Here is a 16,110-nt window from a genome sequence, read left to right as displayed (position 1 = left end):
TTTATACCCACCGAGTTTTATACCACTCAGTTTTTACGGAACATTTTCAGCATGCGCTGGGTGACCGTAAAGCCACCAAAAATGTTGATACTGGCAATCAGTACGGCAATAAAGGATAAGAAGCTTACCCAGCCGCCATGGCCAATCTGCAATAATGCGCCGACAACAATAATGCCTGAAATGGCGTTAGTGACTGACATTAAAGGTGTATGTAGTGCATGGCTGACGTTCCACACCACGTAATAACCCACTACGCACGCCAGTGCAAACACCGTAAAGTGAGATAAAAACTCTTTCGGAGCAACATTTGCTAACCAGCCAAACAACACAACGACCAGTGCCATAATGATGTATTTCGGCCATGGCGAGCCAGGCTTGGCGTCTTCTTTCACAATAGGTTCAGCTTTAGCCGCCTGAGGCTGTGCTGATACCTGAATAGGCGGTGCTGGCCACGTTATTTCACCGGTTTTGACCACGGTTACACCGCGAATCACGGTATCTTCGAAATCAATATCTATCTCACCATTTTTCTCTTTACAGAGTAATTTCAGCAAGTTAACCAGGTTAGTTCCGTAAAGTTGCGATGACTGTGTGGGTAAACGGCTGGGTAGATCGGTATAACCGATAATTTTTACGCCATTGTCTGTCACTGTCACTTTATCGGCGACGGTCAGTTCACAGTTACCACCGGTTTGCGCGGCCAGATCAACAATCACACTGCCCGACTTCATGGATGCCACCATCTCTTTGGTGATCAACCGAGGAGCAGGTTTACCCGGAATCAGTGCAGTGGTAACAATGATGTCCACTTCAGCAGCTTGAGCGGCAAACAGTGCCATCTCGGCTTTGATAAAAGCGTCAGACATCACTTTGGCGTAACCATCACCACTGCCCGCTTCTTCCTCAAAGTCCAGCTCAAGGAATTCAGCCCCCATACTCTGAACTTGTTCTTTTACTTCTGGGCGGGTGTCGAATGCACGCACGATAGCACCCATACTCCCTGCCGCCCCGATGGCTGCCAAACCTGCAACCCCAGCCCCGATAATCACCACTTTCGCCGGTGGAACTTTACCCGCGGCCGTAATTTGCCCAGTGAAGAAGCGACCAAATTCATGGGCAGCTTCAACAATGGCACGATAGCCGGCTATATTTGCCATTGAACTGAGCGCATCCATCGATTGCGCGCGAGATATGCGCGGCACTGAATCCATGGCCAATACGGTTACCTGACGCTCCGCTAACTTTTGCAGTAATTCCGGGTTTTGAGCTGGCCAGATAAAACTGGCTAACGTACTCCCGGCGCGCATCAGGCTAATTTCTTCCTCAAGGGGCGCATTCACTTTGAGGATAAGGTCGGATTGCCACACATCGGTGGTATCCGTAATGGTGGCACCCGCTTCCTGGTACGCCGCATCGTCGAAGCTGGCTAAGTGACCAGCTCCACTTTCAATCGCCACGGTGAAGCCTAATTTCAGCAGTTGTTCCACCGTTTTCGGCGTTGCTGCAACACGGGCTTCATTGGCCAACCGCTCTTTTGGTACACCAATACGCATAATGTTCCCTTTTTACCTGTCTTTGATGATGAGTATTGCCATATCCATCTTACTCGGCGTTGCTGGGACGTTAGCGACCTACACTCACCCGAACCACTGACGTGGGATTCGTTTGCTTGCAGCCTACCGGCAACACCCACTAATTTGGGTATGCTTCAGTTCTATTTGGTTACTGATAAACCTGCTTTGCTACAGCTCCCTATAACCTACTGAAAATGTGACTGATGATCCATATCTGTGTGTGCTTCTGGTGCAGTTTTTGCACTAAAACTGGCAGGCGGAAAGAACTCTCTATAATTCACTACAAAAATAATATTTACCAGCGGCTTGTCCTGCAACTTTGCACCAAAATAACAAGCCGGACAATAATGAGGCAGCCCAGTAATGGCGCGGCAGCAGGTTAGCAAAATGTAAATAATCAGCACTTATGACGTTAAAGCAATTATTCGTAAAGCTTATCCCTATTATTGCTGTAAAGTACCGGCGGGCTAATCTTCAGAATTGATATACTAAGTCATATAAATTGCTGAGACACCCGCCATTATTACATGTAATAATCATCTGCTATTCTGTTACACATCAATTGTTCCGCACGTATCAACGTTAATGCGCAAGGCGAAAGGATTTTTTATGAAGCTGAAATACACGATCATCGCATCGGCATTGCTATCACTCACCGCGCTTTCTGCTGCACAAGCGGCAAAAGAACTCGCGCCTGAGCAAGCAGCAGCCATTAAGCCATTTGATCGCATTACTATTACTGGCCGATTTAATGCAATAAATGAAGCAGCGGATGCGGTATCCCGCCGTGCTGACAAATTGGGTGCAGACTCCTTCTATATTCAGGATATCAACAGCAACAATAATGGCGGCAACTGGCGTGTAACGGCCGATGTTTATCATAACGATGCAGCGGAAGTGAGCAAAGAAACCCAGTATCGCGTCTTTAATGATGTGAAAGAATTGCCAAAAGCAGAAGCCTACGCGCTTCAGCCTTATGATACCGTTTCTGTTAGTGGCTTCTTCCGCAGCCAGCCTGATATCAACGATGCCATTTCAAAAGCGGCAAAAGAGAAAGGGGCATACTCCTTCTTTATCGTGCGTCAGGTTGATGCAAACCAAGGCGGCAACCAGTTTGTGACGGCATATGTTTATAAAGCAGATGCGGCAAAACGTGTTGTTCAGAGCCCGGATGTTATTCCTGCCGATTCTGATGCTGGCCGTGCGGCACTGGCTGCCGGTGGCGCAGCTGCTGCCAACGTTGAAATCCCAGGTGTTGCCTCTTCAGGTACGCCAAGTGCTGATGTGGGCCGTTTCTTCGAAACGCAATCATCAACCGGCAAACGTTACACTGTCACCCTGAATGATGGTACTCAAATTCAGGAGCTGAATAACACGACAGCCGCACAGATGGTGCCGTTTGATTCTATTACCTTTAGCGGTCACTACAACAGCATGACTGACGTATCTCATGAAGTGGCTAAACGTGCTGCGGCAAAAGGTGCGAAGTATTACCATGTGACTCGCCAGTGGCAGAACCAAAGTGGTGGTAACCTGAGTGTTAGCGCTGACTTGTTCAAATAAGTTTGCTTAAATCGTTACTGTAAGGGCAGCTATGTGCTGCCTTTTTTTATGTGTCTGTTGTTGTCCTGCTTCTTATTGGTACGGACTGAATAATTTTTTGCCCAAATCGCATAACCAATCATTGCATGATCGCGTTCCACTCCGTAAAATCTCCCAAAAAATTTGGGGCTATTATCTGTCAATTATCGATAATCTTTCCTCATATAATGCTGCTTACAAGTCAGTAACCATTCATTAATACTTTCAAAACCAGGATCCATAATTGGAAAAAAAACTCGGCCTGACTGCGCTAACCGCGCTGGTGCTTAGCTCAATGCTGGGAGCAGGTGTCTTCAGCTTACCGCAAAATATGGCAGAAGTTGCCAGCCCTGCGGCACTGCTTATCGGCTGGAGTATTACCGGCGTGGGGATCATCTTCCTGGCGTTTGCCATGCTGTTACTGACGCGCTTGCGCCCTGATCTCGATGGCGGAATATTCACCTATGCCAAAGAAGGCTTTGGTGATCTTATCGGTTTTTTCTCAGCCTGGGGTTACTGGCTATGCGCCGTTATTGCTAATGTCTCTTACTTAGTAATTGTTTTTGCTGCATTAAGCTTCTTTACTGATAAATCGGGTCACATTATCTTCGGTGAAGGGAATACTTGGCAGGCATTGCTGGGAGCCTCCTTCCTGCTATGGTTGGTGCATGCACTGGTTCTGCGCGGTGTCCAAACCGCCGCCAGTATTAACCTGGCCGCCACCTTGGCAAAACTGCTGCCTATCGGTGGCTTTATTGTGTTGGCAGGCCTGGCATTCAGCCTTGATACTTTCAGTTTTGATTTTAGTGGTGTCGCGCTGCATACCCCGGTCTGGCAGCAGGTTAAGGACACCATGCTAATAACGCTCTGGGTCTTTATTGGTGTGGAAGGCGCAGTCGTTGTTTCGGCCCGCGCACGCAATAAAAAAGATGTGGGTCGGGCAACCATGTTAGCCGTGCTTTCTGCCCTGTGCGTTTATTTGCTCATTACCCTATTGTCTCTTGGCGTAGTGCCGCGGGCTGAGTTAGCAGGTATGCGTAATCCGTCGATGGCTGGAATTATGGTCGAGATGATTGGCCCTTGGGGTGAAGTCATCATTGCCACTGGGCTCATTATTTCTGTGTGTGGCGCTTATCTTAGCTGGACCATTATGGCTGCTGAAGTGCCGATGGTTGCAGCTAAGCACGGGGCTTTTCCCAAAATGTTCCGCCATCAGAATAAAAACAATGCACCGGCACAATCTTTGTGGTTAACCAACTGCGCAGTACAGGTGGCTCTGATTCTGATTTGGCTGACGGGCAGCAACTACAATACCTTACTAACAATTGCGTCAGAAATGATTCTGGTACCCTATTTCCTCGTGGGAGCCTTCTTATTTAAAGTCGCCTTAAAACGTCATGACTGGCGTTTGATTGTTGCTGCCAGTGGCGCGTGCTTGTATGGTTTGTGGTTAATTTATGCTGCCGGGTTAGTGTACCTGCTGTTGTCCGTTCTGTTATATGCCCCAGGATTATTGGTATTTATTTATGCGCGCAAAGGGCATGAAGGGCTGAAATTACTCAATACCGTGGAGCGAGCGGCTATCGGCCTGGTGTTGATTGCAACTATTCCAGCAACCTGGTTCGCGATGCATTAAGCCCGAATAAAAGCGGCGAAAAATAAGATCTCAAATGGGCTGACCGCGTTACCTCAGTTTGCCCGTTTGAGTATCGTCTGTTAACTAATGATTAGTTGCCCCCGCCAAATCCACCGATAAACACTCCCCCTGCTGGCTTAATTTTATCGATTCCGGCAATTTTTGTTTAATCTCGCCGAGTTGAGCAGTCTCCAAAGGGTAAGGCAACTGGATATCCAACACCGTAATGCCCTGTTGTTCGGCTAGCCGAATCAAGCGAACAATATTGGTTTGGTCATTAAGCTGGGTAGATAATACCTGTAAGGCCAATGCGTTAAGCCGCTCTTGCGGTGTTTTTTCCGATTCAGTCTGCGATTTTACTACCATGCCAAATATCGGCATAACACCATAAATCGCATCGATAAAACTCCACCGTTTTTTGCATGATGCGGCTAAAAATTCCGTGTAATTGAAACAAACCTTTTCACTGTGCGCTGGCGCACCAATGTGTTCGCCACTCATCCCTCAGTCCTCAGCTGATCGATACAGCTATTCATTAATCGTAAGTATTGATATATAAACGATAGGCGCAACAAAATAGAGATGACGATATAATCACTTTTATTAATATAATGAAATGATTTGCCTGTTGTCTAGCAATCACTCATCAGCATTAATGATAAGCGGAATAAATAACATGCATAGTATTGCTGTCAACTGCGCGCTATGCTGAATTCTGGCACCTTTATAAACTGAAAAACATGACCAAAATTGTTTTTGTGGAAGACGACCCGGAAGTCGGAAAATTGATTGCGGCCTATCTGGGTAAGCATGACATTGATGTGTTTGTAGAACCCCGTGGCGATACTGCCCAGGCGGTGATTGAACAACAACAACCGGACTTGGTATTGCTTGATATCATGTTGCCAGGAAAAGATGGCATGACGCTGTGTCGTGATTTGCGGCCGGTTTATGAGGGGCCGATTGTGCTACTGACCTCGCTTGACAGTGATATGAACCATATTCTGTCGCTTGAAATGGGCGCAAATGACTATATTCTCAAAACCACACCACCCGCAGTACTGCTAGCACGCCTACGGCTACATCTTCGCCAGCATAACCAGCAACAAAGCAAAGAGATCATTAGTCCGCCATTTACCGGTCATAATGCGATTCATTTCGGCTTACTGTGTATCGATCCGGTAAACCGCCAAGTTAATCTTAATGATGAAGAGATAACATTATCCACGTCTGATTTTGATTTGTTATGGGAGTTAGCTACCCATGCAGGAATAATAATGGACCGTGAAGCGCTACTGAAAAATTTACGCGGAGTCAGCTACGACGGCATGGACCGCAGTATAGACGTTGCCATCTCGCGTTTGCGGCGCAAACTCTATGACAATGCTTTCGAGCCATTTCGCATCAAAACCGTGCGTAATAAAGGCTATTTATTCGCCCCCAATGCCTGGGAGTCCGTGCAACAATGAGGAAGCTATTTATTCAGTTTTTCTTATTGCTGTTCGTCTGTTTTATGGTGATGGCGATGCTGGTCGGTTTGGTTTACAAAGTCACCGCAGAGCGTGCTGGCCGGCAGTCATTAGATGACCTGATGAAAAGTTCACTTTCGTTGATGCGCAGTGAATTGCGAGAAATTCCCCTGAAGGATTGGAATAAAACCATTGCTACACTGGATTTAAATCTTTCCTTTCAGTTGCATATAGAACCTCTCGATAAACGAGATCTCGGCGAGCGTTTGAATAAACGCCTGCGTGCCGGTGAAATTATTGCGTTAGATGATGAATATACTTTCCTGCAACGTATCCCACGCAGTCACTACGTTCTTGCTGTCGGCCCAGTCCCCTATTTATTTTATTTGCATCAAATGCGCCTGCTCGACTTGGCCTTATTAATCCTGATTGGTATGTCCTTAGCGCTGCCAGTATTCTTGTGGATGCGCCCGCACTGGAAAGACCTCCTGAAACTGGAGAATGCGGCTCAGCGACTGGGGGCTGGCTATCTTGACGAGCGAACCCATTTTGATCCTACGTCCAGTTTAAACCGCTTAGGCGTGGCGTTTAATCAAATGGCTGACAATATCAATACTCTGATTGTTAGCAAGAAATTACTCATTGATGGTATTGCTCATGAACTCCGCACACCGCTCGTGCGTTTACGTTATCGTTTAGCGATGAGTGACAACCTGACAGAAAGTGAACAATTGGCTTTAAATCATGATATTGGCCAGTTAGAAGCACTGATTGATGAGTTACTGACCTACGCTCGATTGGACCGCCCGCAGGTTTCCCTTAATCTGGAACCCATCGACCTACCCGCCTGGTTAACAGCAAAAGTCGTGGATATGCGCTTAATCCATAGTGATCGGGAAATCGAACTCGATATCCCCCATCGCGGTGACTTTGGTGCTGTTGACCTGCGTCTGATGGAGCGTGTATTAGATAATCTGGTTAATAACGCGCTACGCTATTCCACTCAACGACTACGTATCGGATTATGGTTTGATGGTGACAACGCCTGCTTGCAAGTTGAAGATGATGGGCCTGGTATCCCTTTGGAAGAGCGCGCACGCGTTTTTGAGCCTTTTGTTCGCCTCGATCCCAGTCGCGACCGGGCAACAGGAGGCTGTGGCCTGGGCTTGGCGATTGTTCACTCCATCGCACTGGCTTATCAGGGCAGTATCTCCGTCGATGCCAGTTCATTAGGCGGTGCCAGTTTCCGGTTCTGTTGGCCGGTAAAAAGCCTTTACTCACTGTCCGTTGCTCAAGATTAAGCACTAACTTTTACTTTGGAGTGTTTTATGACCACCGCTTACCACCACCTGCGTACAACCTTTACCCGTCTTGCACGTTTCGAACACCTGTCGGCTATTGCCGGATGGGATATGCAGACTATGATGCCAGCGAAAGGTAATCTTGCCCGCTCAGAAGCGATGGCGGAGCTAAATGTCTTACAACACCAGATATTAACGGCCAACCAGGTTGGTGAGTGGTTAAAACAAGCTGAGCAAGAAACGCTTGATGATATTGCGCAGGCAAATTTATGCGAAATGCGTCGCCATTATGACAATGCAGTCCTGCTGCCAGAAGCACTGGTAGAAGCTAAATCACTGGCAGGTGCGCGATGTGAGCATGCATGGCGGCAACAGCGTATCGCTAATGATTGGCATGGTTTTGCAAAAAACTTGCGGGAAGTGGTCAAACTCAGCCGTGAAGAAGCCTCGATACGTTCTCAGGCGGCTGGTATCTCGGGTTATGACGCATTACTTAATCTCTATGAACCAGGGACTAACAGTGCCGATTTAGACCGTATATTTGGTGATCTTAAGCAATGGCTACCTGACCTATTACAAAAAGTGACGGCTAAACAAGCCAATGAAAACTGCCTGATACCACAGGGCCCTTTTGACGTGGAAAAACAGCGTCAGCTTGGGTTACAAGTGATGAAAGTACTCGGTTTTGACTTTGACGGCGGGCGGGTCGATGTCAGTGTACATCCGTTCTGCGGTGGTGTTCCTCAAGACGTACGCATTACAACTCGTTATAACGAACAAGAATTTCTCAGTTCATTAATGGGTATTGTGCATGAAACAGGCCATGCCCGTTATGAGCAAAATCTACCACGTGAATGGTTAGGGCAACCCATTTCCCATGCACGGTCAACCGCCATCCATGAGTCCCAAAGCTTACTGTTTGAGATGCAATTAGCACGTAGTAATGAATTCTTACAAGTGATCCGCCCACTGGTAGCAAACCAATTTGGCGATCAACCCGCTTTTGCGCAACAGAACTTCATAGTTCTCAATCAACGGGTTAAAACGGGTTTTATTCGAGTTGATGCCGATGAAGTGAGCTATCCTGCCCATGTTATATTGCGTTATGAAATCGAAAAAGCGTTGATCAGTGGTGAAATCGAAGTAGATGATATCCCTATGCTGTGGAATGAGAAAATGCAGCAATACCTCGGTATTAATACTGAGGGTAATTACCGTAATGGATGTATGCAAGATATCCATTGGACCGATGGTGCTTTTGGCTATTTCCCAACGTATACATTGGGTGCAATGTATGCAGCGCAACTGTTCCAAACTGCCCGTGATGCTATTCCGGGGCTGGATAAGAGTATCGCTAGTGGCGATCTCAGCGCCCTATTCACCTGGTTACAACAGAATATCTGGCAGCATGGCAGCCGTTACTCAACCGCAGAATTAATGACCAAGGCTACCGGTGAAACACTTAACCCTCGCTACTTCCGCCAACATTTAGAGCGGCGTTATTTGTAATTTATTGCGTGTTGGTCTGCGCCTAACCTCTCATTAGGGTTGGGCGCCCCTCTCCCTGCATAACTCAAATTACATCCCACTATCAAGCGACGTTGATGTTACATAAGACGATAAGTTTATTAAAACGCTTACTGTATGTTGTAACTAAAACAAGTGATTTTGTCGGTTATTTATCTGGTTTATTACCGTTGTACAATCGGTTACAAGCCGAAACCAATGACTCACGGAAGCCAGTATATATTTCCTCTACTCTCTTTATAACGACCCAACGGGGCCGATATACAAACAGAACACTGAGGAATAAATTATGAAAACAGTATTAGCTCTGATTGTTGCTGCAACCTTGGGTGTATCATCTATAGCAANAGCCGCCGACACCGTTGCACCACCGGCGGCACCCGTTGTTACAGCACCAGTAGCTCATAATGCACCGGCTAAAACCATGCACCACAAGAAAGCTAAAAAATCTGATTCGATGAAAAAAATGGATAAAGCAGCCCCAGTGCAAAAAGCACAGGCGGCCAAAAAACACCATAAAAAAGCGACACACAGTAAGTCTGCTCCAACCGCAGTGCCAGTGACCAAATAGCGGCAGCATTTAACTTGTGAAAGCCACAACAGGCTCTCACGATTGACCTGCAACAGCGATTCACTCGACACCCGGTTTACCGGGTGTTTTTTATTAGGAGTGCTGATAATGCTGCGCCATTATTTATTTGAAATCACTTTAGCCATATTAGTTATTTGCGGTCTGATCACATTATTCTTTTATTTATAGTACCAACGGCCGATAGCGCTCTAAAATTATCGAAAAATCAATTACTGACAACATATGACACAACTTATTATGTCTATAGTTAGCGCTAGTGGAGCTGTGATTAGCCGTCTAATCAGCAGGTCTCAGGTGTGTTAATGGATAACCTTTGGTCAGTAAATAAAGGCAAGGCTAATTATTTATGCGTTTATCTTCATTATTGCTATTGAGTCTGTTGCCACTTTCCATCTCTATGGCTTTAGCCCTTCCCCCCACTGACAAGCCGGATGACGAAAGCAGCATTGCGGATCAAACCACGTTGTTCTTCGGGAAAGATGACCGTACAGCGATAACAAACAGTACGGAGTGGCCGTGGCAAGCCATCGGGCAAGTTGAAACAACCAGTGGCAACCTTTGCACAGCAACGTTAATCTCCCCTCGTCTGGCGCTCACCGCAGGCCATTGCGTTCTTACCCCACCGGGGAAAATTGATCGCGCGGTTGCCTTACGTTTTATGTCTCATGATGGTCATTGGAAGTACCAGATTACCCGACTGGAAACGCTGGTTGATGCCAAATTAGGTAAAAAACTTAAACCTGATGGCGATGGTTGGATAGTTCCACCCGCCGCCGCCGCTTATGATTTTGCACTTATTCGGTTAACTAACACAAAGCCTATCCCGATTAAGCCGTTACCGCTTTGGGATGGAACCTCAAGTGAGCTGACACAAGCGCTTAAATTGGTTAATCGTAAGATAACTCAAGCGGGTTATCCCCTTGATCATCTTGAAACTTTATACAGCCATGAAGACTGTCTGGTTACCGGTTGGGCACAACAGGGCGTACTCTCACACCAATGCGATACCTTGCCAGGTGACAGTGGTTCCCCACTATTACTAAAAAATGGCGACGCGTGGTCTTTAATTGCGATTCAAAGTTCTGCACCGGCCGCCAAAGACCGCTATCTTGCGGATAACCGCGCCCTGGCGGTAACGGCGATTAGAGAACGGTTAAAAACGCTCGCTAAAAATGCAGCAAAGTGACCACTTTATTCAGTGATACACAGAGTGAGGGATATCCCCTATTTCTTACTGACACAATGGGGCTTTTGGTTGAATTTGAAAACAAAAGTCCCACCTAATGCTGCTGCGTAACGGCTCAACGTGGTGAGGTTGGGAGAAATGATACCTTTCTCCATACGACTGATATTTTGTTTTTTCAGCCCTGCTCGTTGCGCCACTTCCTCTTGTGTTAAATTACATTGCTGACGGGCAGCTTTCAGCTCAGTCATCATGGCGTCGCGAATCTGCAAGTCTGTGTAAGCTTCTTTGACCTGAGGATGATTTAAAGCATCTGCTTTAATCTCAGCAAAAGAAATAATGTCAAAGTCATCTTGTTTTTTCATGGTTGCAATCTCCGTTTGATTTCCTTCATCCGCTGATAAGCCAACATCAGTGTTCGTCTTGGGGTCTTTTGCGTCTTCTTTTGTAAGATATGAATGATGTAAACCTGCCGACCCAGGTGGTAAAAGAAAAAACCACGCCCGCCCCCCTCTCTAGCACTAACCCGCAACTCCTTTAGCCCGCGCCCAATATCCCGCACCTCTGGCTCCCGCAACTCATGACCATAAGCCTCTAACTCATCCATAGCTTTAATCAGAGCCGCCTGAATGCCTACAGGTAATTTAAACAACTCGCGCTGTGCCAACCTCAACAAACAAATTTGATACATAAGCAATCCCTGCGCTGGAAAAACTCTATCAAACTCACCATAGGTAATCAAATATGGTGACCCTAAAGCAGACAAACTTTAACCCAATGGTCTGATTTGTCAGTATCTATATAGCGGGAGTTCAAGAAAGGAGGCAATAACGCCGCGGCCATGCAGCCCAGTTAATTTACAATTCTCGAGAGGCTTCGCATCAACATCAGCAAGTTTCATCTATTACATAGTTGACATGCAGATAAAAATAGATGAATCATAAAGATAGTGAATTTTATAGCGGTATATTAGGAAGGAATTTAGTCAGTAAGAGACTCCGCGCCTAAATCAATGATACTTAGAACGCGGAGTGATATTAATCGCTAATCAGGCAGAAAGCTGTTCGATAGTTTGCAGAATACGCTTGTCAGAAATAGGGTAAGCTGTCCCCAATTGCTGAGCAAATAAGCTCACACGCAGTTCTTCAATCATCCAGCGAACTTCTTTAACTTCTTCATCTTGCTGGCGTTTTGGCGGCAATTTATGCAGCCATTGCTGCCACATCTGTTGCACGTGTTCTACGCGTAGCATTTGGGCACGATCACGATGCGGGTCCATAGCCAGCTTTTCCAATCGGCGCTCAATCGCTTGCAGATAACGCAGTGTATCCGGCAGACGTTTCCAACCATTATTGGTCACGAAACCACGATAAATAAGCCCCCCTAGCTGGGCTTTAATATCAGAGAGAGCCAATGCCATTGAGATATCTATCCGGCCTTTCAGTCGCTTATTAATACTGAATACCGTCGTCAGAATTTGTTCAACTTGCTTGGCAATCTCAACCACCGTGTCATTCAGTTCAGCACGAACCTTTTCCTGTAGTCGAGCGAACTCCGCCTCTTGCCATGCGGGGCCACCATACTGCGCAACTAACTTATCCACACCACAAGCTATGCAGTCATCAATCAGGTCCAACACTTTGCCATAAGGATTGAAATAGAGCCCGAGCTTGGATTTGTTCGGCAATTTCTCATGTAAATACTTTATAGGGGATGGGATATTCAATAATAGTAAACGTCTTGTCCCCTGCCACATAGCTTGTTGTTGCTGAGATTCTGTATCAAACAAGCGAATAGCGACACTGCCTTTTTCATCCACCAGTGCCGGGTATGCCTTGACTTCATAGCCACCACGACGCTGCTCATAGCACAGCGGTAGATCACCGAAACTCCAGATATGTAAGTCAGTTTGTTCAATACCATCGTCGGCAACGGCGGACAATGTTTCCTGCACTTTCTCTTGTAACTGTAGCTTCAAGGCAGCAAGGTCTTTACCTTCACGCAAAATACGATTTTTATCATCGAGCACACGGAAGGTTATTTTAAGATGATCTGGCACTTGGTCCCATTGCCAACTATCACGTGACACTGTCACACCCGTCATGCGCCGCAGTTCACGCTCTAATGCATCGAGCAGCCCCACCTCCATCGGGGTAACGCGAGCCAGAAACGCCTCAGCATAATTGGGCGCGGGGACAAAATTGCGCCGCACCGGTTTAGGCAAAGACTTGATCAGTGCAATCACTAATTCACGCCGAATCCCCGGTATCTGCCAATCAAAACCCTGCTCTTGGATCTGATTAAGGATGGGCAACGGAATATGTACGGTTACCCCATCAGCGTCAGTACCGGGTTCAAATTGGTAGGAAAGCCGTAACTTAAGCGAACCCTGATACCAAAAGTTGGGATAGTCGAGCGGGTTAACTTTGTTCGCGCCATCTTTGATAAGCATGGTTTTTTCAAAGTTCAATAACTCTGGCTGTGTCTGGCTGGTTTTCTTCCACCAGCTATCAAAATGACGGGCTGAAATAACCTCGCGACCAATTCGCTGGTCATAGAAGTTAAACAGTGTCTCATCATCCACCAGAATATCGCGCCGACGTGATTTGTGCTCCAACTCTTCAACTTCAGCCAATAGTTTGAGATTGGCACGGAAAAAAGCGTGACGCGTTTGCCAATCCCCCTCCACCAAGCCATGACGAATAAACAGCTCACGGCATAGCGGTGGGTCAATCGGGCCGTAATTGATTTTGCGCTCAGCAACTATGGGTAAACCGAATAGGGTGACTTTCTCACTGGCCATCACCGCACCCTGTGCTTTCTCCCAATGCGGATCACTATAATGGTGTTTCACCAAATGCTGCGCCAAAGGTTCGATCCATTCTGGCTCGATGCGGGCAGCAATGCGGCCCCATAAGCGACTGGTTTCGACCAGCTCAGCCACCATGCTCCATTTCGGCGGTTTTTTAAATAAGCCGGAACCGGGGAAGATAGCAAACCTTGCGTTACGAGCACCGGTATACTCTTGCTTTTCAACATCTTTTTGGCCGATATGAGATAACAAACCGGTCAATATCGCGGTATGCACGCTACGGTAGTCGGCTGCAACACTATTCACCGGAATACCCAGTTCTTTCACCACCTGGCGCAGTTGCGTGTAGATATCCTGCCATTCGCGCACCCGCAGATAGTTGAGAAAGTCACTGCGGCACAGTTTACGGAACTGCGCTGATGACAACTCTTTTTGCTGCTCTTTCAGGTAATCCCATAAGTTAACAAATGCCAGGAAATCAGAATCCTTATCCGCAAAGCGACGATGTTTTTCATCAGAAGCCTGCTGCTTATCCATTGGCCGTTCACGCGGGTCCTGAATCGACAACGCCGAGGTAATGATCATCAATTCGCGGACACTGCCACTTTTCTGTGCTTCCAGCACCATCCGTGCCAGACGAGGGTCGACGGGCAATTGCGCTAATTGCCGCCCCAGCGGGGTCAGTTGTTGATGACCATTATCGGCGGTTTGTATCGCACCCAGTTCTTCCAGTAACCGAACACCATCTTGGATATTGCGTTTATCGGGGGCTTCCACAAACGGGAATGCCGCAATATCACCCAGACCGAGTGAGGTCATTTGCAAAATGACGGAGGCCAGGTTGGTTCGTAGAATTTCCGGGTCAGTAAACTCTGGGCGAGAGAGGAAGTCCTGCTCAGAATAAAGACGGATACAGATACCGTCTGACACACGGCCACAACGTCCTTTACGCTGATTAGCTGACGCCTGAGACACCGGCTCGATAGGCAACCGCTGCACCTTAGTACGGAAGCTATAACGGCTGATGCGAGCTGTACCGGGGTCAATCACGTACTTAATCCCAGGTACGGTGAGCGAGGTTTCGGCCACGTTGGTCGCCAATACAATTCGCCGCCCATGATGCGACTGGAACACCCTATTCTGCTCACTGTTTGATAAGCGGGCATAGAGTGGTAGCACTTCCGTATGAGGCAGATTTTGCTTCATCAATGCATCAGCGGTATCACGAATCTCACGCTCACCACTCATAAAGATCAGAATATCGCCAGGGCTTTCATGGCCTAACTCATCAACCGCATCAAAAATAGCCTGTAGTTGGTCACGTTCAACATCATCGGCATCATCCACAATAGGGCGATAACGTACTTCGACCGGATAGGTGCGGCCAGAAACCTCGATAATAGGGGCATTATTGAAATGCTGGGAGAAACGCTGCGGATCAATGGTCGCCGAAGTGATAATCACTTTTAGATCTGGGCGTTTGGGTAATAATTCACGCAAATAGCCCAAGATGAAATCAATGTTCAGGCTACGTTCATGGGCTTCATCGATAATCAACGTGTCATATTGCATCAACAGACGATCTTGCTGAATTTCAGCCAACAAAATCCCGTCGGTCATCAACTTAACCAGCGTGTTTTCACCCACTTGATCGTTAAAACGCACTTTATAACCGACACAACCGCCCAGGGAGGTATCCAGTTCATCCGCAATACGGTTTGCGACGGTGCGCGCAGCCAGACGACGTGGTTGAGTATGGCCGATCACCCCTTGCACGCCCCGCCCCAGCTCCAGGCAAATTTTCGGCAACTGGGTGGTTTTACCGGAACCGGTTTCACCGGCGACGATCACCACCTGATGGTCACGAATAGCATGGTAGATATCTTGCTTTTTCTGGCTGACTGGCAAGTTTTCAGGATAAGTTATCGCCGGACAAGCAGCTCGACGACGAATAACCCGCTGCATGGCGGTTGCTATATCAGCCTCAAGCTCGAGGGTAATCGCCTCTACGGCCTGTGGATTATTAATTTTTCGTGCGCCTTGCAGCCGACGCCGCAGGCGTTGTTGGTCACGGAGCATCAACTCACCGAGTTGGGTGGATAATGCTGCGAGCGAAGATTTCACGTTCTGTGTTCCTTGTTACGATGCGGCTGCAACCTACGGTATCAGCCCAATGATTTTATGCTATGAGTTTGATTGGCCGATATTTTTTATTAATCGGTATCAATTTTTAACCTGCCAATACACCCATTTTCGACGCCAAATAGATGAGTGACCCATAGCTTTTATTAGATAAACCCTTACCCGATATGGTAACACAGCCTCGGATTACGCTGTAACCCGGCGGAAATTTCCTATCTGATTATCATCATTCAATTAAATCGAACAAAGAACGCAAAATATTGCGCTATCACTTATAGAAAAATATTAATAAA

The 16,110-nt window shown here is 47.1% G+C and carries 12 protein-coding genes; 7 read left to right on the top strand and 5 right to left on the bottom strand.

Annotation, left to right across the window (positions count from 1 at the left end; translation table 11 throughout):
- Nucleotides 1-26 precede the first annotated feature (26 nt).
- Nucleotides 27-1,553 carry a Re/Si-specific NAD(P)(+) transhydrogenase subunit alpha gene (pntA, locus tag V1952_RS06095; RefSeq protein WP_372559066.1) on the bottom strand — a complete coding sequence of 509 codons (1,527 nt, stop codon included), beginning with the start codon at nt 1,551-1,553 and terminating at the stop codon, nt 27-29.
- Nucleotides 1,554-2,183: 630 nt separating this feature from the next.
- On the opposite strand from pntA, the gene ydgH reads away from it, so the two are divergent.
- Nucleotides 2,184-3,137, top strand: a complete 954-nt coding sequence (gene ydgH, locus V1952_RS06090) for a DUF1471 family protein YdgH (RefSeq protein WP_083158798.1) — start codon at nt 2,184-2,186, stop codon at nt 3,135-3,137.
- Between the two features lie 262 nt (nt 3,138-3,399).
- Nucleotides 3,400-4,791: an amino acid permease gene (locus V1952_RS06085; protein WP_372559067.1), complete on the top strand. Its 1,392-nt coding sequence runs from the start codon at nt 3,400-3,402 to the stop codon at nt 4,789-4,791.
- Between the two features lie 84 nt (nt 4,792-4,875).
- On the opposite strand, the gene V1952_RS06080 is transcribed toward V1952_RS06085, so the two are convergent.
- Complete coding sequence (locus V1952_RS06080; protein WP_372559068.1) at nt 4,876-5,292, bottom strand: hypothetical protein; 417 nt, start codon at nt 5,290-5,292, stop codon at nt 4,876-4,878.
- 239 nt (nt 5,293-5,531) lie between these two features.
- Here V1952_RS06080 and rstA point away from each other — a divergent pair, with 239 nt between their 5' ends.
- The 5 genes from rstA (at nt 5,532) to V1952_RS06055 (ending at nt 10,866) form a co-directional block, all read left to right on the top strand.
- Complete coding sequence (rstA, locus tag V1952_RS06075) at nt 5,532-6,260, top strand: two-component system response regulator RstA (RefSeq protein WP_083163624.1); 729 nt, start codon at nt 5,532-5,534, stop codon at nt 6,258-6,260.
- Nucleotides 6,257-7,561 (top strand): two-component system sensor histidine kinase RstB, encoded by a 1,305-nt coding sequence (rstB, locus tag V1952_RS06070; protein ID WP_083158795.1) that lies wholly within the window; start codon nt 6,257-6,259, stop codon nt 7,559-7,561. The genes rstA and rstB overlap by 4 nt, the downstream gene beginning before the upstream one ends.
- 27 nt (nt 7,562-7,588) lie before the next feature.
- Complete coding sequence (locus tag V1952_RS06065) at nt 7,589-9,070, top strand: carboxypeptidase M32 (RefSeq protein ID WP_420074463.1); 1,482 nt, start codon at nt 7,589-7,591, stop codon at nt 9,068-9,070.
- Nucleotides 9,071-9,377: 307 nt separating this feature from the next.
- Nucleotides 9,378-9,659, top strand: a complete 282-nt coding sequence (gene asr / locus V1952_RS06060) for an acid resistance repetitive basic protein Asr (RefSeq protein ID WP_420074462.1) — start codon at nt 9,378-9,380, stop codon at nt 9,657-9,659.
- A gap of 367 nt (nt 9,660-10,026) precedes the next feature.
- The gene (locus V1952_RS06055; RefSeq protein WP_372559073.1) at nt 10,027-10,866 is read left to right on the top strand and encodes a trypsin-like serine peptidase; all 840 of its coding nucleotides are present in this window, start codon (nt 10,027-10,029) and stop codon (nt 10,864-10,866) included.
- Between the two features lie 38 nt (nt 10,867-10,904).
- Here the strand turns inward: V1952_RS06055 and V1952_RS06050 are convergent, their stop codons facing one another.
- The 3 genes from V1952_RS06050 to hrpA all read right to left on the bottom strand — a co-directional run bounded on the left by V1952_RS06050 (nt 10,905) and on the right by hrpA (nt 15,799).
- Complete coding sequence (locus V1952_RS06050; RefSeq protein WP_372559074.1) at nt 10,905-11,228, bottom strand: helix-turn-helix domain-containing protein; 324 nt, start codon at nt 11,226-11,228, stop codon at nt 10,905-10,907.
- Nucleotides 11,225-11,554 carry a type II toxin-antitoxin system RelE/ParE family toxin gene (locus tag V1952_RS06045; RefSeq protein ID WP_372559075.1) on the bottom strand — a complete coding sequence of 110 codons (330 nt, stop codon included), beginning with the start codon at nt 11,552-11,554 and terminating at the stop codon, nt 11,225-11,227. Before V1952_RS06045 ends, V1952_RS06050 begins: the two co-directional genes overlap by 4 nt.
- 357 nt (nt 11,555-11,911) lie before the next feature.
- Nucleotides 11,912-15,799 (bottom strand): ATP-dependent RNA helicase HrpA, encoded by a 3,888-nt coding sequence (gene hrpA / locus V1952_RS06040; RefSeq protein ID WP_420074461.1) that lies wholly within the window; start codon nt 15,797-15,799, stop codon nt 11,912-11,914.
- Nucleotides 15,800-16,110 lie beyond the last annotated feature (311 nt).

The organism is Yersinia sp. 2542 StPb PI, from assembly GCF_048593855.1.
GTDB classification, from domain to species: Bacteria; Pseudomonadota; Gammaproteobacteria; order Enterobacterales; family Enterobacteriaceae; genus Yersinia; species Yersinia enterocolitica_E.
Note: the sequence above shows the minus strand (reverse complement) of the source record. Positions and strands in the feature narration are given on the sequence as shown.